8 protein-coding genes are annotated in these 17,886 nt (G+C 36.4%); all 8 read left to right on the top strand.

Features of this window, described 5'->3' with window-relative positions:
• Nucleotides 1-152 precede the first annotated feature (152 nt).
• The 8 genes from KMW28_RS27665 (at nucleotide 153) to KMW28_RS27630 (ending at nucleotide 17,617) form a co-directional block, all read left to right on the top strand.
• On the top strand, nucleotides 153-992 hold the full coding sequence (locus KMW28_RS27665) for an AraC family transcriptional regulator (RefSeq protein WP_066215574.1): 840 nt from the start codon (nucleotides 153-155) through the stop codon (nucleotides 990-992).
• Nucleotides 993-1,111: 119 nt separating this feature from the next.
• A complete protein-coding gene (locus KMW28_RS27660) occupies nucleotides 1,112-2,518 on the top strand; it encodes a sulfatase-like hydrolase/transferase (protein ID WP_169665594.1) in 1,407 nt (468 codons plus the stop codon).
• A 4-nt stretch (nucleotides 2,519-2,522) separates the two neighbouring features.
• Nucleotides 2,523-4,004, top strand: coding sequence for a family 16 glycosylhydrolase (locus KMW28_RS27655; protein ID WP_169665592.1), 1,482 nt, complete (start codon nucleotides 2,523-2,525; stop codon nucleotides 4,002-4,004).
• Nucleotides 4,005-4,213: 209 nt separating this feature from the next.
• Nucleotides 4,214-7,456: a glycoside hydrolase family 2 TIM barrel-domain containing protein gene (locus tag KMW28_RS27650; protein WP_169665590.1), complete on the top strand. Its 3,243-nt coding sequence runs from the start codon at nucleotides 4,214-4,216 to the stop codon at nucleotides 7,454-7,456.
• 449 nt (nucleotides 7,457-7,905) lie between these two features.
• Nucleotides 7,906-10,989 (top strand): SusC/RagA family TonB-linked outer membrane protein, encoded by a 3,084-nt coding sequence (locus tag KMW28_RS27645; RefSeq protein WP_205958217.1) that lies wholly within the window; start codon nucleotides 7,906-7,908, stop codon nucleotides 10,987-10,989.
• Nucleotides 10,990-11,002: 13 nt separating this feature from the next.
• Nucleotides 11,003-12,697, top strand: a complete 1,695-nt coding sequence (locus KMW28_RS27640; protein WP_169665587.1) for a RagB/SusD family nutrient uptake outer membrane protein — start codon at nucleotides 11,003-11,005, stop codon at nucleotides 12,695-12,697.
• A gap of 11 nt (nucleotides 12,698-12,708) precedes the next feature.
• Nucleotides 12,709-14,340 (top strand): hypothetical protein, encoded by a 1,632-nt coding sequence (locus KMW28_RS27635; RefSeq protein ID WP_169665585.1) that lies wholly within the window; start codon nucleotides 12,709-12,711, stop codon nucleotides 14,338-14,340.
• A 361-nt stretch (nucleotides 14,341-14,701) separates the two neighbouring features.
• Nucleotides 14,702-17,617 carry an Ig-like domain-containing protein gene (locus tag KMW28_RS27630; protein ID WP_169665583.1) on the top strand — a complete coding sequence of 972 codons (2,916 nt, stop codon included), beginning with the start codon at nucleotides 14,702-14,704 and terminating at the stop codon, nucleotides 17,615-17,617.
• Nucleotides 17,618-17,886: the final 269 nt, after the last annotated feature.

The following is a 17,886-nucleotide window of genomic DNA, read 5'->3' as shown; positions in this document are numbered from 1 at the left end:
TGTGACCTTTACATTATCAAATCGGAACAAATTATTATCAACTAATAAGCTTTATAAAAGAAACACCGAAGCTTATAAATAATGAAATGAATTACTAACTCTCTTCTTCTTGCTGTAAGGGTACTATAGAAGAAAGACTAAATTACAAAGACATGAAATTAGTATTTAAAGATTCTGAGGTAAAGGACAACAAAACAATTTGTGTATCTAAAAAAGAAACAGCTTGTCATGATACATTATGGCATTACCACCAACAGTATGAACTAATCTACATTCATAAAAGCAAAGGGGTAAGATTTGTTGGAGATAACGTAGGGAGCTTTTCAGAAGGAGAATTGGTATTAGTTGGTCCATACTTGCCACACCTTTGGAAAAACGAAGATGAAACGGATGAGGTAAGTATTGTGGTTATGAAGTTTGAAAGAAACTTTATTGGTAATGGTACTTTTGATACGCCTGCTTTCTCAATGGTGAATGATCTTTTAGAGAAATCTAGATACGGAGTAAGTTTTCCTAAAGAGTTAGGGTTAAAATTGGAAGAAGAAATCTTTGATTGTCTGAATAAGTCTACAGCAGAACAATCTATTCATTTATTAAGCTTATTACTTAAACTTTCTACAGCAGAAGGCAAGCAGTTGTTATCTACATCAGATATGCGACAGTCGAACGACTCCAACTCGGATCGCATTGACAGAGTATTAAAATACATTTCTGATAATTACGAGAAAGATATCGATTTGCAAGAAATTGCTGATATCGCATGTTTGACATCAAATTCTTTCTGCCGATTCTTTAAGAAAGTGACGAACAAATCTTTTAAGCAATATCTAAACGAAGTGCGTATTAGAAATGCAAGTAGATTGTTGGTGCAAGAGAGCTATCAGATTAGTGATGTGTGCTACGAAGTTGGATTTAATTCCATCACAAACTTCAATAAACAATTCAAACAAATTATAGGAAAAACGCCACGCGAATATAGAATGGCGATGTAGGTAAAAAAGTATATATCTATGATAAAAAACAACTACTGTTTACAGTAAGGAGGATGTAATTTTACTTCACCTTAATGATGGATTCTTTAAGGATTTACAATGAGAAAAATCTAGAATTTATGAGACTTAAATGGACTTTACTAGCGGTTCTTTGTGTAACAGTAAACACACTGTTTGCACAAAAGAAAACAAAAACAGATAAACCTAATATTATTTTGATCTTTTCTGATGACGGAGGATATGCAGACTTCGGTTTTCAGGGAAGTAAAGAGATCAAAACCCCCCAACTCGATAAGCTTGCACATTCAGGGGTAATCTTTTCTCAGGGATATGTGACTGCCTCTGTATGCGGGCCTTCTCGAGCGGGTTTAATTACTGGACAATACCAACAAAAGTTTGGTTATGTAGAAAACAATGTTCCAGGATATATGTCTGATGCTTCTAAATATTTGGATGTGGAAATGGGCTTGCCTTTGGATCAAAAAACAATGGGCGAGTACATGAAAGATCTAGGATATGCTACTGCTTATTATGGGAAGTGGCACTTAGGAGATGCAGATAAATTTCATCCAAATAAAAGAGGATTCGACGAGTTTTATGGTTTCCGTGGTGGAGATAGAAGTTACTTTGCTTACGAGCAATTCCCTCATCCAGACAAACGTATGGAGAGAAACTTCAAAAACTTCGAAGAACCAAACAGATATGCTACAGATGTTTTTGCGGATGAAACAATCAGTTTTATAGAGAAACATCAAGATGAGCCTTTCTTTATTTTCTTGGCTTTTAATGCGGTACACACTCCGATTGAAACCACTGAAGAAGATTTGGCTTTGTTCCCGAATTTAGAAGGTAAAAGAAAAGAATTGGCAGCCATGACTTGGGCTTTGGATAGAGCATCTGGAAAAGTGATGGATAAATTAGAAGAGTTGGGATTGGATGAGAATACGATTGTTGTATTTACAAACGATAATGGTGGACCTTCTGATAAAAATGCTTCTGTAAACTATCCTTTAGCAGGTACAAAATCCAATCAACTTGAAGGAGGTATTCGTGTGCCTTTTACTATGACATGGAAAAGCAAAATCAAAAAGAAAACAACTTTCGATTTCCCTGTAAGTACTTTTGATTTATTACCTACTTTTTATGCTGCAGGTGGCGGAGATGTGAAAGACCTAAAAGATGTGGATGGAGTGAACTTACTACCTTACATCAATGGTGAAAATAAAGAAAGACCTCACGAAGTATTGTATTGGAAAATCAATACAAGAGCAGCTGTAAGAAGTGGAGATTACAAACTACTTCGTTTCTCAGATCGTCCTGCAGAATTGTATAATCTAAAAGACGATATTTCTGAGAAAAACAACCTGGCGAATCAAGAGCCAGAGAAATTAAGAGAGCTATTTAAGGTGTTGTATAACTGGGAGTTAACCCTGGAAAGACCTTTGTGGCAATTAAAAGCACAATTTGAGAAATACGACAACGATCGTATGGATAAATACAGAAATGCAGATGAACTTAACAAATAAATTTTTGCTACCAATCTTAGGATTGGTAGCCTCTATTTCGACTACTTTAGCACAAACTCCAGTGTCTCACCCATTCATGGAATGGAAAGCTCAAGAAGAGATGACGGATGAGTTTGAAAATATGGATCAATCAAAATGGAATAATGATCCGAACGATTGGGGAGTATGGTCTTGGGATCCTTCTCTAGCTTATGTGGAGGACGGTGAGTTAAAGATCAAAATGATTCAAGAAACACATCGCAGAAATACTGATTATGGTCAGAACGAAGAGTTGTACTATAAATCGGGTATTATCAGAAATTATAAGCCGATTACTTATGGATATTTTGAAGCTCGTATCAAAGGAGCGGATAGATTCCCAGGTGTTTCTCCAGCATTTTGGTTGTACAGTATCAATCAGCCAGATCCGACAGAAGATGGACAAGCGAAATATTGTGAGATCGATGTTGTCGAATTGACGCAAAGAGAGTGGAGTTTTGAAACAGGAGATTGGGAAGGTCCAGAAGCCATCGATATGAACCTTCACGCAGTTGCAAGAGAAAATGGTGAATTGATTCAGATTCGTCCACATAAAACTCCTGAAATTGCTCAGAATAAATGGTATGCAGATTTCGACCCGAGAGACGATTACCATACTTATGGAGTACTTAACAGAGCAGACTCTATTATTTGGTATGTGGATGGTATTGAAAGAGGAAGAAAAGAAAACCTTTATTGGCACTTACCAATGTACGTAACTGTATCGATGGGCCTAAGAAGTCCATTTGTGAAATACGATGAAAATGGAGTGAGAAAACCCGTTCCAGAAGAAACAACTACAGAAGGATTCCCAACTGAAATGCTTTGCAGCTATGTAAGAGTATGGGAATCGGATCCTCAAGTTGTGATGGATAAAGCCTACGAAGGAAAAGAATTTGGTAAGGATAGAGGCATGAACTTCAATGTTTATTTTGATGCAGGTAGTGGATATCGTTCTACTTATCAAATGGACTTTGAATTGCAGGAAAGAGATACCAATGGAGATATTGTTGAGGTAGTTGCTACATCTCAAGCTATCTTAAACGGACGTTCAGCCGGTGATGTTGTAGGTTCTTTCAACCTACAAAATGTGGAACTTTCAGCTTCTTTAGAAGATGGACATTATTACACTATCGATGCTATTTTTAATTCAACAAAAGACGAGAATGAAGAAGTGAGAATGACTTCTCCAGTTGCTGTCAAAATTGTTGATCAAGTGACATCAATAGATACTGAGCGTCAAAAGAATGTTGTTGTGTATCCGAACCCATCGAACAATTTATTCAAAATTAAGGGGGTAAGTCAAACAACACCTGTACAGGTAATGAACATCATTGGGGAAGTATTAATTGATGAGCAAATTGAAGCAAATAAAGCAATTGATATTTCAAATTTAGTCAATGGAGTTTACTTTGTGAGAGTAAACATCGATGGACAATGGATTACTAAACGACTAGTCAAAAACTAATAGTAAAGTTGAAAGCAAGGGGCTTATGCTATTAATATGAATTGGTATTAAAGGACGTTTCAGTGAAACGTCCGTACAGTCATTTTTATTCTTGAAAGACCCTTAATTACAGCTAAATTTTGATGATATAATTGTGTTGTCAAATTCTATAATCTATTACTAACACTGTGCATGATTGGTAGTAGATTTTTTTTAAAACCATTATTACAATGAAAAAAATACTCTTTAGTCTCAGCTTTTTGCTCTTCGCATTCAATGTGATGGGGCAAAATGATTGGGAGAACGAACATATTTTTGAAATCAACAAACTTCCTGCAAGGGTAGCATCCTATTCTTACTATTCAGAACAAGAGGCATTAGAAGGAGACCGAAAAACATCTAGAATGATGTCGCTGAATGGTACTTGGAAGTTTAATTTTGTCCCGAAGGCAGAACTGAGACCTAAGAGTTTTATGGAGATGGATTTTGATGGCAAAGATTTTACCGAAATTCCTGTTCCATCAAATTGGGAGATGCAAGGACACGGACAACCTATATATACCAATATCACTTATCCGTTTACGCCCAATATTCTTGATCCTAATTTAACGTACGATTGGAAAGGTCCTCAACCGCCACTTCCACCAAAAATTTATAGAGACAATCCTGTTGGATCGTATTATAGAGATTTTGAAGTGCCAGAAAGCTTTAAAGATGAATCCATTATTCTTCATTTCGGAGGAGTTACCTCAGCTTTTTATGTTTGGGTAAATGGTGAAAAAGTAGGTTATAGTCAAGGAAGCTGCCTAGCCGCAGAATTTGATATTACCGATTACGTAAAGGAAGGAAAAAATAAAGTGGCTGTTCAGGCTTATCGATATTCAGATGGAAGTTACCTAGAGGATCAGGACATGTGGAGACTAAGTGGTATCCATCGTGAAGTGATGTTATTGTCACAGCCGAAGGTAGCTATTAACGATTTCCATGTGAAGACATCATTTAATGAGGATTTGACAGAATCTACTATAAAAATTCGTCCTACTCTTTGGATGGAGGGTGATGAAAAATCATTAAAAAACTATACGATTAAAGGGCAAGTATTTGATACTCAAAATCAACCTGTATTAGAGAAACCAATGCAGGTAAATGCGGAGTATGTATTCAAACAGCGTTGGCCAGCTAGAGACTTGCCTAAGTTTGGATTACTTGAAGGGAAGGTGAAAAACCCAGCATTATGGAATGCAGAAACTCCTAATTTATATACTTTGGTGTTGACTTTAGAAGATGCCAATGGGAAAACAATTGAATCTAGAAGTCATCAAATAGGTTTTGTAAAAGTTGAGTTCGACGAGGACAATGCTTTATTAGTGAATAATGTTCCTGTAAAAATTATGGGGGCAAATCGTCATGATCATCATCCTATAAGAGGAAAAGCGGTGACGAGAGCTGACATGGAAGAAGAGGTGAGAATTTTAAAACAGTTCAACTTTAATGCAGTAAGAACTTCTCACTATCCAAACGATCCCTATTTCTTAGAATTATGTAATAAGTACGGTTTGTATGTGATGGATGAAGCCAATGTGGAGTGTCATCACTTAGGGAGTTATATTCCACACCAACCGTCTTGGGCCGCACCGATTTTAAGTCGTGTGATGCGAATGGTCGAAAGAGATAAAAACCATCCATGTATCGTTTCATGGTCATTAGGTAACGAATCGGGTACAGGTCCAGCCTTTGCAGCAGCTGCAGGTTGGGTAAGAAATTTTGATCCTAGTCGTTTTGTACACTACGAAGGAGCACAAGGAGATCCAACTCATCCGGAATATGTAGAGAATGATAATGTAGGATATACTTCTCAAAACTGGGAATCCATGGCCAATCCGACAGATCCACAATATGTTGATGTGGTAAGCCGTATGTATCCAAATCAGGCACAGTTAATTCATATGTCGCAGAATCCGAACATCCAACGCCCAATTATTATGTGTGAGTACATGCATGCTATGGGGAACTCTATTGGTGGATTGGGTGAATTCTGGGATCACATCAGAAAAACGCCAAATACGATAGGTGGATTTATTTGGGACTTTAGAGATCAAGGCCTTTTAACTCAAAGTGATAATGGAGTCGATTACTATGCCTATGGAGGCGATTTTGGTGATGTTCCAAATGATCAGAACTTCTGTATTAATGGGGTGTTTGCTTCAGATTTAACGCCTCATCCTCATGCTTTTGAGGTAAAATATGTTTATCAGCCATTAGCCATTGAATGGGTGGATGTTGCTGAAAACAAAGTGAAGTTTACTAACCGATTCACACATACTAACCTCGATCAATATCAAATAATCTATGAGGTGTTGGAAGATGGTAAAGTAATTAAAACAGGCGAACTTTCTGATGTTGCTGTTGAAGCAGGAAAATCAAAAGACTACATCTTGCCGATCAAGAAATTAAAGAAATCGCAAGACAAAGAATATTTCATCACCATAAAAATGTTGGAAAAACAAGATCGTTTATGGTGTGAAAAAGGGTTTGATGTTGCACATGAGCAATTATTGATTCAATCCGCATCTGAAACAAGCAAAGTGAAGTACGCTAAGAAGGCAAAAGGAGAGTTGGATACTACAGATAAAGTCATTAAAGTGAAGAATGGAATTGTTCAAGTGGAAGTGTCTAAAGAAAACGGTCAATTGATTTCTTATAAAATTGAAAATACTGAAATCTTAGAACGCCCTATGAAGCCTAATTTCTGGAGGCCATCTATTGATAACGATGTGAGAGGAATTGATGCAAAACGAATGAGTCAATCGAAGGAATTCTGGAAAGACATTGATCAAAGATGGACATCTACAGATGTGAAAGTGGTTAATGAAAATGCTGGAGTAGTGGAGATAGAAGTGATGCAGAAATTAGAGGATAAGGTACAATTGAAAACAATCTATACGGTGACTCCTGAAGATGTTAAAATTGACTTGTATCTATCAGCTGATAAATCAGTGAATGATTTGATCAATTTTGGGATGACTATGGGATTGAGTAAAGAGTATGTTTCTACAGAATATTATGGTAATGGTCCATTTGAAACTTACGCAGATCGTAAAAGAGCAGCAATAAAACAAGTGTATTCGTTAGATACAAAAGAAATATTCTATCCATATGTGAAGCCTCAGGAAAATGGAAATAGAACAGAAACGTCTTGGGTGAAATTATCGAATAAAGAAAACAAAGGCATTTTATTTAAAGGTGCTCCAACTTTAGAGTTCTCAATTTGGGAATATACGGCAGATAATTTAAGAGAAGCGAAGCATCAATACGAGTTGACAGCTGAAGAATATTATACTGTTAATGTAGGATTAGTGCAAGCCGGTTTAGGCGGGACATTATCACTTACTCTTCCAGAATATATATTAAAACCTGGAGATTATCACTTCAATTTCACTTTAGGTAAGTCAAATTCTAAGAAATTGAACTGATTTGTAAACGAATTGGATTAATTTAAGATCATCCTTCTTAATTATATTACATAAGCACATAATTACAGTAATTATGTGCTTATTTTTGTATACAATTTACTGACATAGCGTCCACTATGTTATATTCATCGTGACTTCAATGATCTACTTACTTAAATGAAATGATTAAATATTTACAACTTTCATCTAAATATCATCGACTTCTGTCCTTCGCATATACTTACTATAATTTACCCGAATAGCACAAAAATCGCTTAATGATAATTTAGTGCAATTAAAAGGTAATTCTTACACATATCACGAAGTCGATCTTCCTTAATATTGTATTATGAGTAAAAGCTTTACACATATACAAATTTTTAAAGGAATCGTATGAGGAGATTTTACTAACTCTTCAACATCTGTTCATTAATTTTTTTCAAATTATGCTATTATCAAGTAAACTTAGTATGAAATGGCAAGTGATACCTAAAGGGTGGATTACTACACTACTCTTTATGCTTTTTTCTACTGTTACTTTTGCCCAAGAAGTTGTTGTTGCGGGTAAAGTTTCAGCAGATGGAGAGCCACTTCCAGGGGTGAACATTATTATTAAAGGAACTTCTAAAGGTACTGTAACTGACATTGACGGTAACTACAGTATCAATGTATTAAAAGAAGATGTACTGGTATTTAACTATATCGGTTTTCTTGCTCAAGAAGTAAAAGTGGGGACACAAACTTCTATTGATATTTCATTAGAGCAAGACATGGAGCTACTAGACGAAATCGTTGTAGTAGGTTATGGTACTCAAAAGAGAAAAGAAGTAACAGGCGCGGTGAACAATGTGACTTCTGAGGCAATTGATAAAGTACCTACTCCAGATTTAGGAACTGCTTTACAAGGTCAAGTAGCCGGTGTAAACGTTCAGGCAGCAAGTGGTGCTCCAGGTGCTGCAGCCAATATCCAAATTCGTGGTGTAGGTTCGATTTCAGGATCTAGAGACCCCTTATATGTTGTGGATGGTATTCCATACCAAGGTAACCCTAACATTGCTCCATCTCAAATCAAATCAATTGATATCTTAAAGGATGGTGCGTCTGCAGCGGTTTATGGTGTAAGAGCATCTAACGGTGTAATCTTGATTACAACAAAAACAGGTTCTCCTGATAAAATGAAAGTTGATTTTACGGCTTGGGGTGGTATTCAAAACATTACTTCAGGTACTGAATTAATGAATACGCATGAGCAGTTCTACTTCGATCAAATTAAATCAGAAGCAACAGGTGTTCCATCAACAGTCCTAGATGTGAACCCAAGAGCTTTGGAAAATAATTCTGATTTTGTTGGAACAATCCAAAACGATAATGCAGCTATTCAAAACTACGAATTGAATGTTTCTTCTGGTAAAGGTGATTTGATGGTGAACGCCAACGTTAACTACTTTAACCAAGAAGGTATTTTGATTAACTCTGGTTTCGACCGTTTGGCAACTCGTTTAACAGGTTCAATTAACAAGGATAAATTCAAAATGTTTGCTTCAGTTGGATTCCAAAATGAAAACAGACAAAGAGAGCCTTGGGGATTGTATGAGCAAGCAATTCGTCAAATGCCTTGGAACACTCCAATCGAAGAACTTCCAACTAATGGCGATATCATCCAGATTCCAGATCAAAACGAAATTACATATTCTTATTTATCAGGTATCTTATCAAACACTGATGAGGAGAATATCAAAAGGTTTAACGTAGCATTCAATGCGTCATACGAAATTGTGAAAGGTCTTAAATTCCAAGTAAGAGCAGGTGCTAACATGTACAATGCTACTAGAAAGAGATTCCAGCCTAAATATATCATCTTGGATGCTAATGGTAACTTTAACCCAACAGCTTCAAGACCAAATGCTCGTTTAAATGAGGATTATGTATGGAATACACGTTATACTTGGGAAAATATCCTTTCATATGATAAGTCATTCGGAGACCATAACTTCAACTTTACAGGAACTTATTCATTCGAAGAATTTACGAACAAAACTACTGGTATAGCAGCATCATTTGCTGAAAATGGTAATAACGCTATTCAAGTACCAGGTGCTACAGTTTCTTCTTCAAACCCTACAGGTGGTTTAAACGAAACCGCAATGGTAGGTATGATGGGTCGTCTGCAATACAACTATAAGAGTAAGTATATGTTGTCAGTGTCTTTAAGACGTGATGGTACTTCTCAGTTCAACCCAGAAAACAGATTTGATGTTTTCCCAGGTGTATCAGTTGGTTGGAACGTAGACAAAGAAAACTTCTGGAATGTAGACTTCATTAACGGATTTAAAGTAAGAGGTTCATATGCTGAACTAGGTAACAATAGAGTAGGTAATAACCCATATATTGCTAGTAGAGTAATCGAATCTGGTATTAACTACATCTACGGTTCAAGTAAGGTATTAACTCCAGGTTTAACACAAAGAAGATTCGCTAACCCAGGTATAATGTGGGAGACTTCTATCGCTAAGAACGTGGGTGTTGACTTAAGTATGTGGAACGATAGAATACAGTTTACAGCAGATATCTATGAGAACGATAAGCAAAACATGATCTTAGGTCAGCAATTACCTTTATCTTCAGGTGCAGCAGTAACTCGTGCAAACTCAGAAGTAGCTGAATATAGAACTTATACATTGAATGCTGGTGATATGACGAACCGTGGTATTGAATTGGCTCTAAATTATAAGAACCAAACGAAATATGGTTTGAATTATAACTTTGGCGTTACTTTCACAAGAAATACTAACGTGATCAATAACTTAAATGGTGTTGAAAGAGGTTTTGCAGGAGGTCGTCCTTCATTGACGCATAACTGGATGGATAACACTACATTCATGGCTCAAGGTTATGAGGCAGCATCTTTCTTCTTAGTGAAAACAGATGGTATTCTTAAGACAGAAGAGGAATTAAAAGCTTACCAAGAGACTATCAACCCTAACGCTCGTTTAGGAGATGTTCGTTTTGTAGATCAAAATGGTGATGGTGTAATTGACGACAATGATAGAGTATATGCTGGTTCAGGTATGCCAGATTTCGAAATGGGTCTTGTAGCTACTTTAGAATACAAAGGTTTCGATTTCTTCATCCAAGGTTACTACTCTCATGGTGCTGAAATCATTAACGGTGCTAGATTATATGCTTACGCTGAAGGAAGACACAAAGAGTTAATGGGTATGTGGTCGCCACAAAATCCAAATTCAGATATTCCATTGTCATTAAACAGACAATCTCAAAACGTTCGTTCTTACTCAGATTTATGGATTGAGGACGGTACTTACTTCAGAATTAGAACAATGACACTAGGATACAACTTAGGTAATTTACTTGATTCTTCAACAGGTATTTCTAAAGCTAGACTTTATATCTCTGCAGTCAACCCATTCACATTCACAAAATATACTGGTTATGATCCAGAAGTTGGTGGTGATGGTCTTTACATGAGAGGTGTAGATAGAGGTAACTATCCAGTGGCTAGACAGTTTTTAATTGGCGCTCAACTAAGTTTCTAAAAAGTATAAAACTATGAATACTTTAAAAAATAAATTAATATTCCTTTTCGCAAGCTTGGTGGTTTTAACTTCGTGTGATCATGATAGTTTTCTTACGAGAAACAACCCGAATGCGTTAACAGAAGAGACATTCTGGAAAACAGAATCTGATGCAGAGGCAGCATTAACTACAGCCTATGCAGCACTACAATTCCAATCGGTTAGTGGTGGTAACTTAACTTATGACATGATTAGAAGTGACATGGGTGGTACCAACGATTGGGTAAGACATTATCCTTATACTGAATTTACTATTCCTGATAATGATACCCCTGTATTCAACAAATGGGCAGAATTATATACTGGTATTTTCAGAGCTAATCAAGTAATTGATAATATCCCAACTATGGAGGTATTATCAGAAGAAAGAAAGACAGAACTTATAGCGGAAGCTCGTTTCTTAAGAGCATTCTTCTACTTTGAATTAGCACACTCATATGGTGGTGGTGTAATTAAATTGTCTTCTAAGACAACAAATCACAATGTTCCTTTTTCTTCTTTAGAGGAGGTGACTAACCAAGTAATTATTCCGGATTTAGAGTTTGCAATGGCTGAACTTCCATTAACTCGTCCTGAAGCACTTTTAGGTAAAGCTACTTGGGGTATGGCGACTACTTTGATGGGTAAAGTTCACCTATACAACAAAGATTGGACAAAAGCAGCAGCTGAATTTAAAAAAGTAATTGACTCTGGTCTTTACTCATTAACTTCTCAATATGCTGAGAACTTTAGACACGATGTAATTTACAATTCAGAGTCTATTATGGAAGTGCCATTCGATGGTTCTGTTAACCCAGGTACTCCTAACTCAGGTATTGTAGATGATAGCCCTGGTACACCAGGTGCGGAGTCATCAACTCTGGCAAGATGGTTAGGTCCTTATTCTTTAGGTGGATGGCAATCGTTAATGCCTACATATTGGGCACATGAGTTATTTACTGCAGACTCAATTCCAAATTCTTCAGGTCACTCACCAAGATATTCAGCTACTCTAGCTGGTAGAGATGCAGAAGGGTTATATTACAATAAAACTCCTGCAGATTTAAAAGCAGAAGTGCCAAGAAGATGGACATTCGGTGAGTCAAGTTATGTAAAGAAATATGCTAACTGGTACCACTTAGATGTAGAAGATCCTGAATGGAGATCATCTATCCACTTCAAACACATGAGATTAGCAGATGTGTACTTAATGTATGCTGAAGCAGTTTTAGAAGGAGAAAACAACCTTAACGTTGCGATCGAATATATTGACAAAGTAAGAGCAAGAGCGGGTGTTGTAACATTAGCGGACTATATCAGTTCAGGTGGTATTCCACAATTGCATATCTCAAGAGACTTACACGGTGCAAGACCAGTTGTTCCTGCAACAATCGAAAATGTAAGAACTCACTTAAGAATGGTAGAAAGACCTACAGAGTTAGGGTTCGAAAACTCAAGATGGAGAGATTTAGTTAGATGGGGTATAGTAAAAGAAGTATTTACTACGCTACATAACGATGAGAATCAGCGTATCGCTGATTACGATCCTAATGCACCTCTAAAAGCTCCTTTATTTATCGAGCAAAGAGTACGTCCGGATTTCGTAAATAACTGGAACTTCTACGAATCATCTAGACACGATTATTTCCCTATTCCAGCGGCTGAAAAGCAAGCTAACGAAGCACTTTAAGTCATAATTCTATGAAATCAATATTAAAAAATAGTTATATATTTCTAGCTTCACTATTCCTACTTTTAGTAGGATGTGGTGAGGTGATGAATAATCCAGAAGTGATTACACCAAACCATAGTGTAATTAAAATCTCCCAATCTGGTAATGGAAACATCATCAACATGAATCAACACATTGATTTTGCCGATGTTTCACAAGGTGTCGAAAGTCGTCAGTGGATCTTCCCAGGCGATGATACTGTAACTGTAGAAGGTAATCCTGAAGATGTTCAGGTAAGAGGGGTTTTCCATATGGTCGGTACATATGATGTGAAATTACATCAAGTATTCAAAGGGAATGCTTATGTAGGTACTGAAGAAACTCCAAGAGAAACGAATGAGATTGATACTGTTATTACTGTAACAGTAATGCCTAAAGTGGAATTAAAATCAGTAAAAGCAAACATCTTAAATACAGATGGTACTTTGGGTGATGAGATTCCATTAGAAAATGTAGAAACTCCTAAAGACATTCCTTTTGGAAGTGTTTTACGTTTCACTTATCAAGCAGAAGGTAATCCTACTCAAATTCAAGGTGAATTTTTTGGGGCTGAGTTGTTAGCTCAAAATGCTGAAATGGGTACTTTCGATGTGAAATACGTTACTTTAGATAAAGTATACAGCATTGCACCAGTGTTCTTACGTCCACAACCAATGAGTTCAGATACCTTAGCAGTAGTTGATTTTGTGAAGTGTGTTCGTTCTGATGAGCCATTAACATTAGAGGAAGTGGCATCGAATGCGAGTCAAAAACCTACAATCAAATTCTCAAGAGGTTTAAATGCTAATTCTCTTAACAAAGAGGACTTTAGTGTAGTTATTCAAACAGCAAAAGGTGCGACAATTAATCCTGAAATTGTAGATGCATTCCTTGATCCGGATGATGCAAGTAAGGTGATTCTTGATTTAGGTACTGAAGTTATCTATAATGATGATATGGTCACTGTTTCATTCACTGAAGGTAGATTAGAATCTGCTGATGCTGCTAGAGCGACATCATTTACAGACGAAGAACTAGAAGTTTATTCTTTAAACCTATTAAAAGAAGGTGGTTTTGATTACGATATGGAAGATGCTTCAGTTAACTGGAACGCAGGACAACCTGATTGGTTAGGTGGTGACTTTACGAACACGTTAGAAAAAACATCAGAGCATGTAACATCAGGTTCGAAAAGTTTGAAAATTTCTGTAAACCCATACAATGGTGTAGGTGCATGGGGTAATGGTACAGTTGTTTCACCATTCTCAAATGGAGAGCTACATAGATTCCCTTATTCTCCACATCCTGATGCAGGTAACAAAGTGAAGATCTCGTTTGATTTATACCTAGAAGAAAATTCAGGAAATATTGATCCGTCAGTACCTAATCAGTTTGCTACAAATATTCGTATGTATATTAACTGGGGTGCAGGTGGTGCAGAGAAAGCCCACTCTATTGGTGGATTACCTGAAGGACAATGGTATCATATGGAAGATGTACTTGATATAACTAATGTACTAGAGTCATTTAGTATGGCAATTAAAATTGCTCAAACTGGTGATAAAAATTGCACTGTACATATTGATAATATCAATGTTTCACATTACCAAAGAAGACCGTAAATTTATTGAATTGCGATATATTTGAATAATTTTGATAAGAGCTGTCACTTTCGGGTGACAGCTTTTTTTTGTTCTAATTTATTGATTTAGAGTAGTTAAATATTCGATTTCAGAAGCAAAATTAATAGTGCAAAGTGTTATAAAACAACTAGTTAATTTTTGATTAGAGCAGGTTAAAAATCAAGAAGTTAAGGGGTGTGTTAATCTATAAATTGTGGCGATAATGAATTATTTACTTGATGAAACCAAAGTGGTTTCAGTAAATTTTTACCAGCATATTATGACTTACTATTTTACACTCTTAAAGACAACAAAGATTTGTCTTTTATCTACACTAATGCTTTTTGTGTCGGTCCAACTAATGGCACAAAAACCAACTAAAACTGCCAATCCCAACGATGAGTGGGAAATCCGATGGAGTGCATCGGACGAATTCAATGGAGATTCTCCCGATTGGGCGAAATGGATTCGTACAGGAAATCTTCCAAATACGACAGCATGGAAGTGGGACAATGCAAACAATGTTAAGATTGTAGACGGTGTTGCAGAATTGACAATGCGTCAGAATCCTAACAACCAAAACGATGGAGATACCTATTTTAAATCAGGTATTCTTAAATCCTATCAAACATTTACTTATGGCTATTATGAAGCAAAAATTAAAGGTGCTTCTATTGGTGAAGGGGTTTGTCCATCATTCTGGTTATTCTCTAATTTTGATCATTCAGTAGGCAATGGTCAAACAGTTTACAGTGAAATTGATGTAGTAGAATTACAACAATTTGATTGGTACGAAGGACATCAAGATGATATCCAAGACATGGATCATAACTTGCACGCAGTAGTAAAGCAAGGAAATGAAAGTGTTTGGAGAAGACCTAAAATGCATCCGGATGAGCAATTGCTAAAATACCGTGCACCTTGGGATCCAAGAGATGAATACCATATTTATGGTTGTGAGGTAAACGAGCAAGAAATTATTTGGTATGTAGATGGTGTTGAAATCGGTAGAAAGCCAAATACGTATTGGTACAGACCAATGAACGTGACGCTTTCTTTAGGTTTAAGAAAGCCATTTGTTGAGTTTTACAACAACCGAAACAATGCGGTGAATCCAGAAACCAATGAAAGAGCAAAAGCAGCATTGCCGGGTATGCCTACAACTATGTTTGTAGATTATGTGAGAGTTTGGGAAAAAACAGGGACAAACAATAATCCTGAATTGGGTTTAGGGGAAATTGGCAACCCTGATTTCGAAGAAGGTTCTCTGAACTATTGGAATGCAGGTTCGGGTATTCACGAAATCCAAACTTCTGATGTAGCTAATGGAAATTATGGTGTTACTGTAAACAACGGTAGTGTAGCACAAAACATAACGTTAGCTGCAAATACAACATACACTATTACTGCAAGCGGTAAGGTAAAATCTAATGGAACAAAGGCATACTTTGGTATTAATGAAGCGATATCAAATGAATTGGTGAAAAATTATGAATTCACATCCACTTCTTTTGATAATGGTTCTATCACATTTACTACTGGTGCACAAGAAGCAAATTATAGATTATGGTTCTGGTCATCAACAGAAGCATCTGTAGATAATTTCCAAATTGTTGTTGGAGATGAGGGTGATATAGTAGTTGTTCCTGTAGATGGAGTGAGCTTATCAGTATCATCAGTAAGTATTTATGAAACAGCAACAGCCAATCTTTCGGCAACAGTCACACCTTCTAATGCTTCTAATAAAGGTGTGACTTGGAGCTGTTCAAATACCAATGTTGCAACTGTATCTAACGGAGTAGTTACAGGTGTAAACGAAGGAACAGCAACGGTAACTGTAACAACAAACGATGGAAGCTTTACTGCTTCTGCAACGGTTACAGTAAATAAAAACATGAATTTAATTCACAACCCAGGATTTGAATTGACAGATATGTCGAAGTGGAATTTAGAAGGTAATGCTTCTGTTGGTTCTGCTCAAGTATTATCTGGTTCGAATGCTGGATTTGTGAACGGCAATGGATCAATTAATCAAATTGTTACTCTTGCTCCAAATAAAACATATACATTAAGTGCTTACGGTAAAGTGGGGTCTCAAGGTCAATCTGTTTATTTAGGTGTGACCAATTATACTACTTCTACATTTATAGAAAACGCATTAATTACCTCAACTAACTATGAAAAACAAAGTATCACTTTTACTACAGGTAGCGCACAACAACAATATAGAGTTTGGTTTTGGAATAACGAAGGCGGACAATATTATGTAGATGATTGGTCGCTGGAAGAAGTGACTGAAGGAGAGCCAAATGTTTCTGTAGAATCTGTTCAATTATCAAATAGTACATTGGATTTAGATGAAGGTGGATCTTATAGCTTGCTAGCAACAGTGCTACCTGCGAATGCTACAGATGCATCTATTTCATGGTCATCATCTAATACTTCAGTAGCAAGTGTTGTGGATGGAGTAGTTTCGGCAATTGCTGAAGGAACAGCGACGGTGACAGTAACGACAACGGATGGTGGTTTTACTGCTACTTGTCTGGTTACAGTAAGTGCTATAGACAATGGACAACCTCCGGTAGGTTCAACATTACCAGAGGCAGGTTCACAAATTTGGTTGAGCACACTTGATAGTGAATACGTAACCGTGAATTTAGGTTCAGGAACAGCTTTGCAAGCAACAGAAACTATGGTTACTTCATTGGAAGAATATATTGTGATTGAATCAGATGGTTATATGGTATTACAAAATGCAAATACGAATAAATTCGTGACGGCAGCATCAGGTACAGGTACGCCAATAAAATGTGGTGCAACAGGTATTTTTGATCGTCAGAAATTTACGTTTGAGCTTGCAGCATCAGGTAATCTTTTGATAAAAGCAAAAATTAATGGATTGTATTTAGCAGTTGATGCGAGTAATGTCAACCAACCGTTACTAGCAAATGCCACTTTAGAGGGAGCTACAGAATTTTTATGGAGCGTTTCGTCTTCATCTGGCAAAGTGACGAATATTGATAACTTCACATCGGTGAACAGTTATGTATATCCTAACCCATATTCATCAGGTGCTTTAAAAGTGGGTTGGAATCAGAAAGCTACAGGTACAGTTCAACTTATCGATTTACAAGGACATACTATTTATTCTGTTGGATTTAATAACCAATCGAATATTAGAATTGCTCCAGAAGAACTCCAAATAGCAGAAGGTATCTACATCATTCAAATTGTAACAGATACACTGACGCAAACATCAAAGTTAATTATAAAATAGAAGACACCACCTATGTCTTCATTATAGGCCTTTCTGTTTCAGAGAGGCCTATTTTTTATATCAAATACTCATAAGGGTAAATTAGGCTAATTTTTTATATTCAAATGATAATTTTTAGGAATTCTTTACCCCTAAATACGTCTACTTTTACATTATAACTTAAGATCGATAATAAATATTTTTTGTCGATCTCAGGTTCATAGAAATGAACAAATTTTTTATAGTAAATATCTCGGTTATCAATTCTTAGAAGATTAATTATCAATATT

It is taken from the genome of Flammeovirga yaeyamensis, assembly GCF_018736045.1.
In the GTDB taxonomy this organism is placed as follows: Bacteria; Bacteroidota; Bacteroidia; order Cytophagales; family Flammeovirgaceae; genus Flammeovirga; species Flammeovirga yaeyamensis.
This window is presented reverse-complemented; position numbering and strand designations above follow the sequence as displayed.

Bases quoted from the DNA above. Each gene is read 5' to 3' on its own strand.
- KMW28_RS27640 (WP_169665587.1), top strand. From the start codon at position 11,003: ATGAATACTTTAAAAAATAAATTAATATTCCTTTTCGCAAGCTTGGTG.
- KMW28_RS27665 (WP_066215574.1), top strand. From the start codon at position 153: ATGAAATTAGTATTTAAAGATTCTGAGGTAAAGGACAACAAAACAATT.
- KMW28_RS27650 (WP_169665590.1), top strand. From the start codon at position 4,214: ATGAAAAAAATACTCTTTAGTCTCAGCTTTTTGCTCTTCGCATTCAAT.
- KMW28_RS27630 (WP_169665583.1), top strand. From the start codon at position 14,702: ATGGCACAAAAACCAACTAAAACTGCCAATCCCAACGATGAGTGGGAA.
- KMW28_RS27635 (WP_169665585.1), top strand. From the start codon at position 12,709: ATGAAATCAATATTAAAAAATAGTTATATATTTCTAGCTTCACTATTC.
- KMW28_RS27645 (WP_205958217.1), top strand. From the start codon at position 7,906: ATGAAATGGCAAGTGATACCTAAAGGGTGGATTACTACACTACTCTTT.
- KMW28_RS27660 (WP_169665594.1), top strand. From the start codon at position 1,112: ATGAGACTTAAATGGACTTTACTAGCGGTTCTTTGTGTAACAGTAAAC.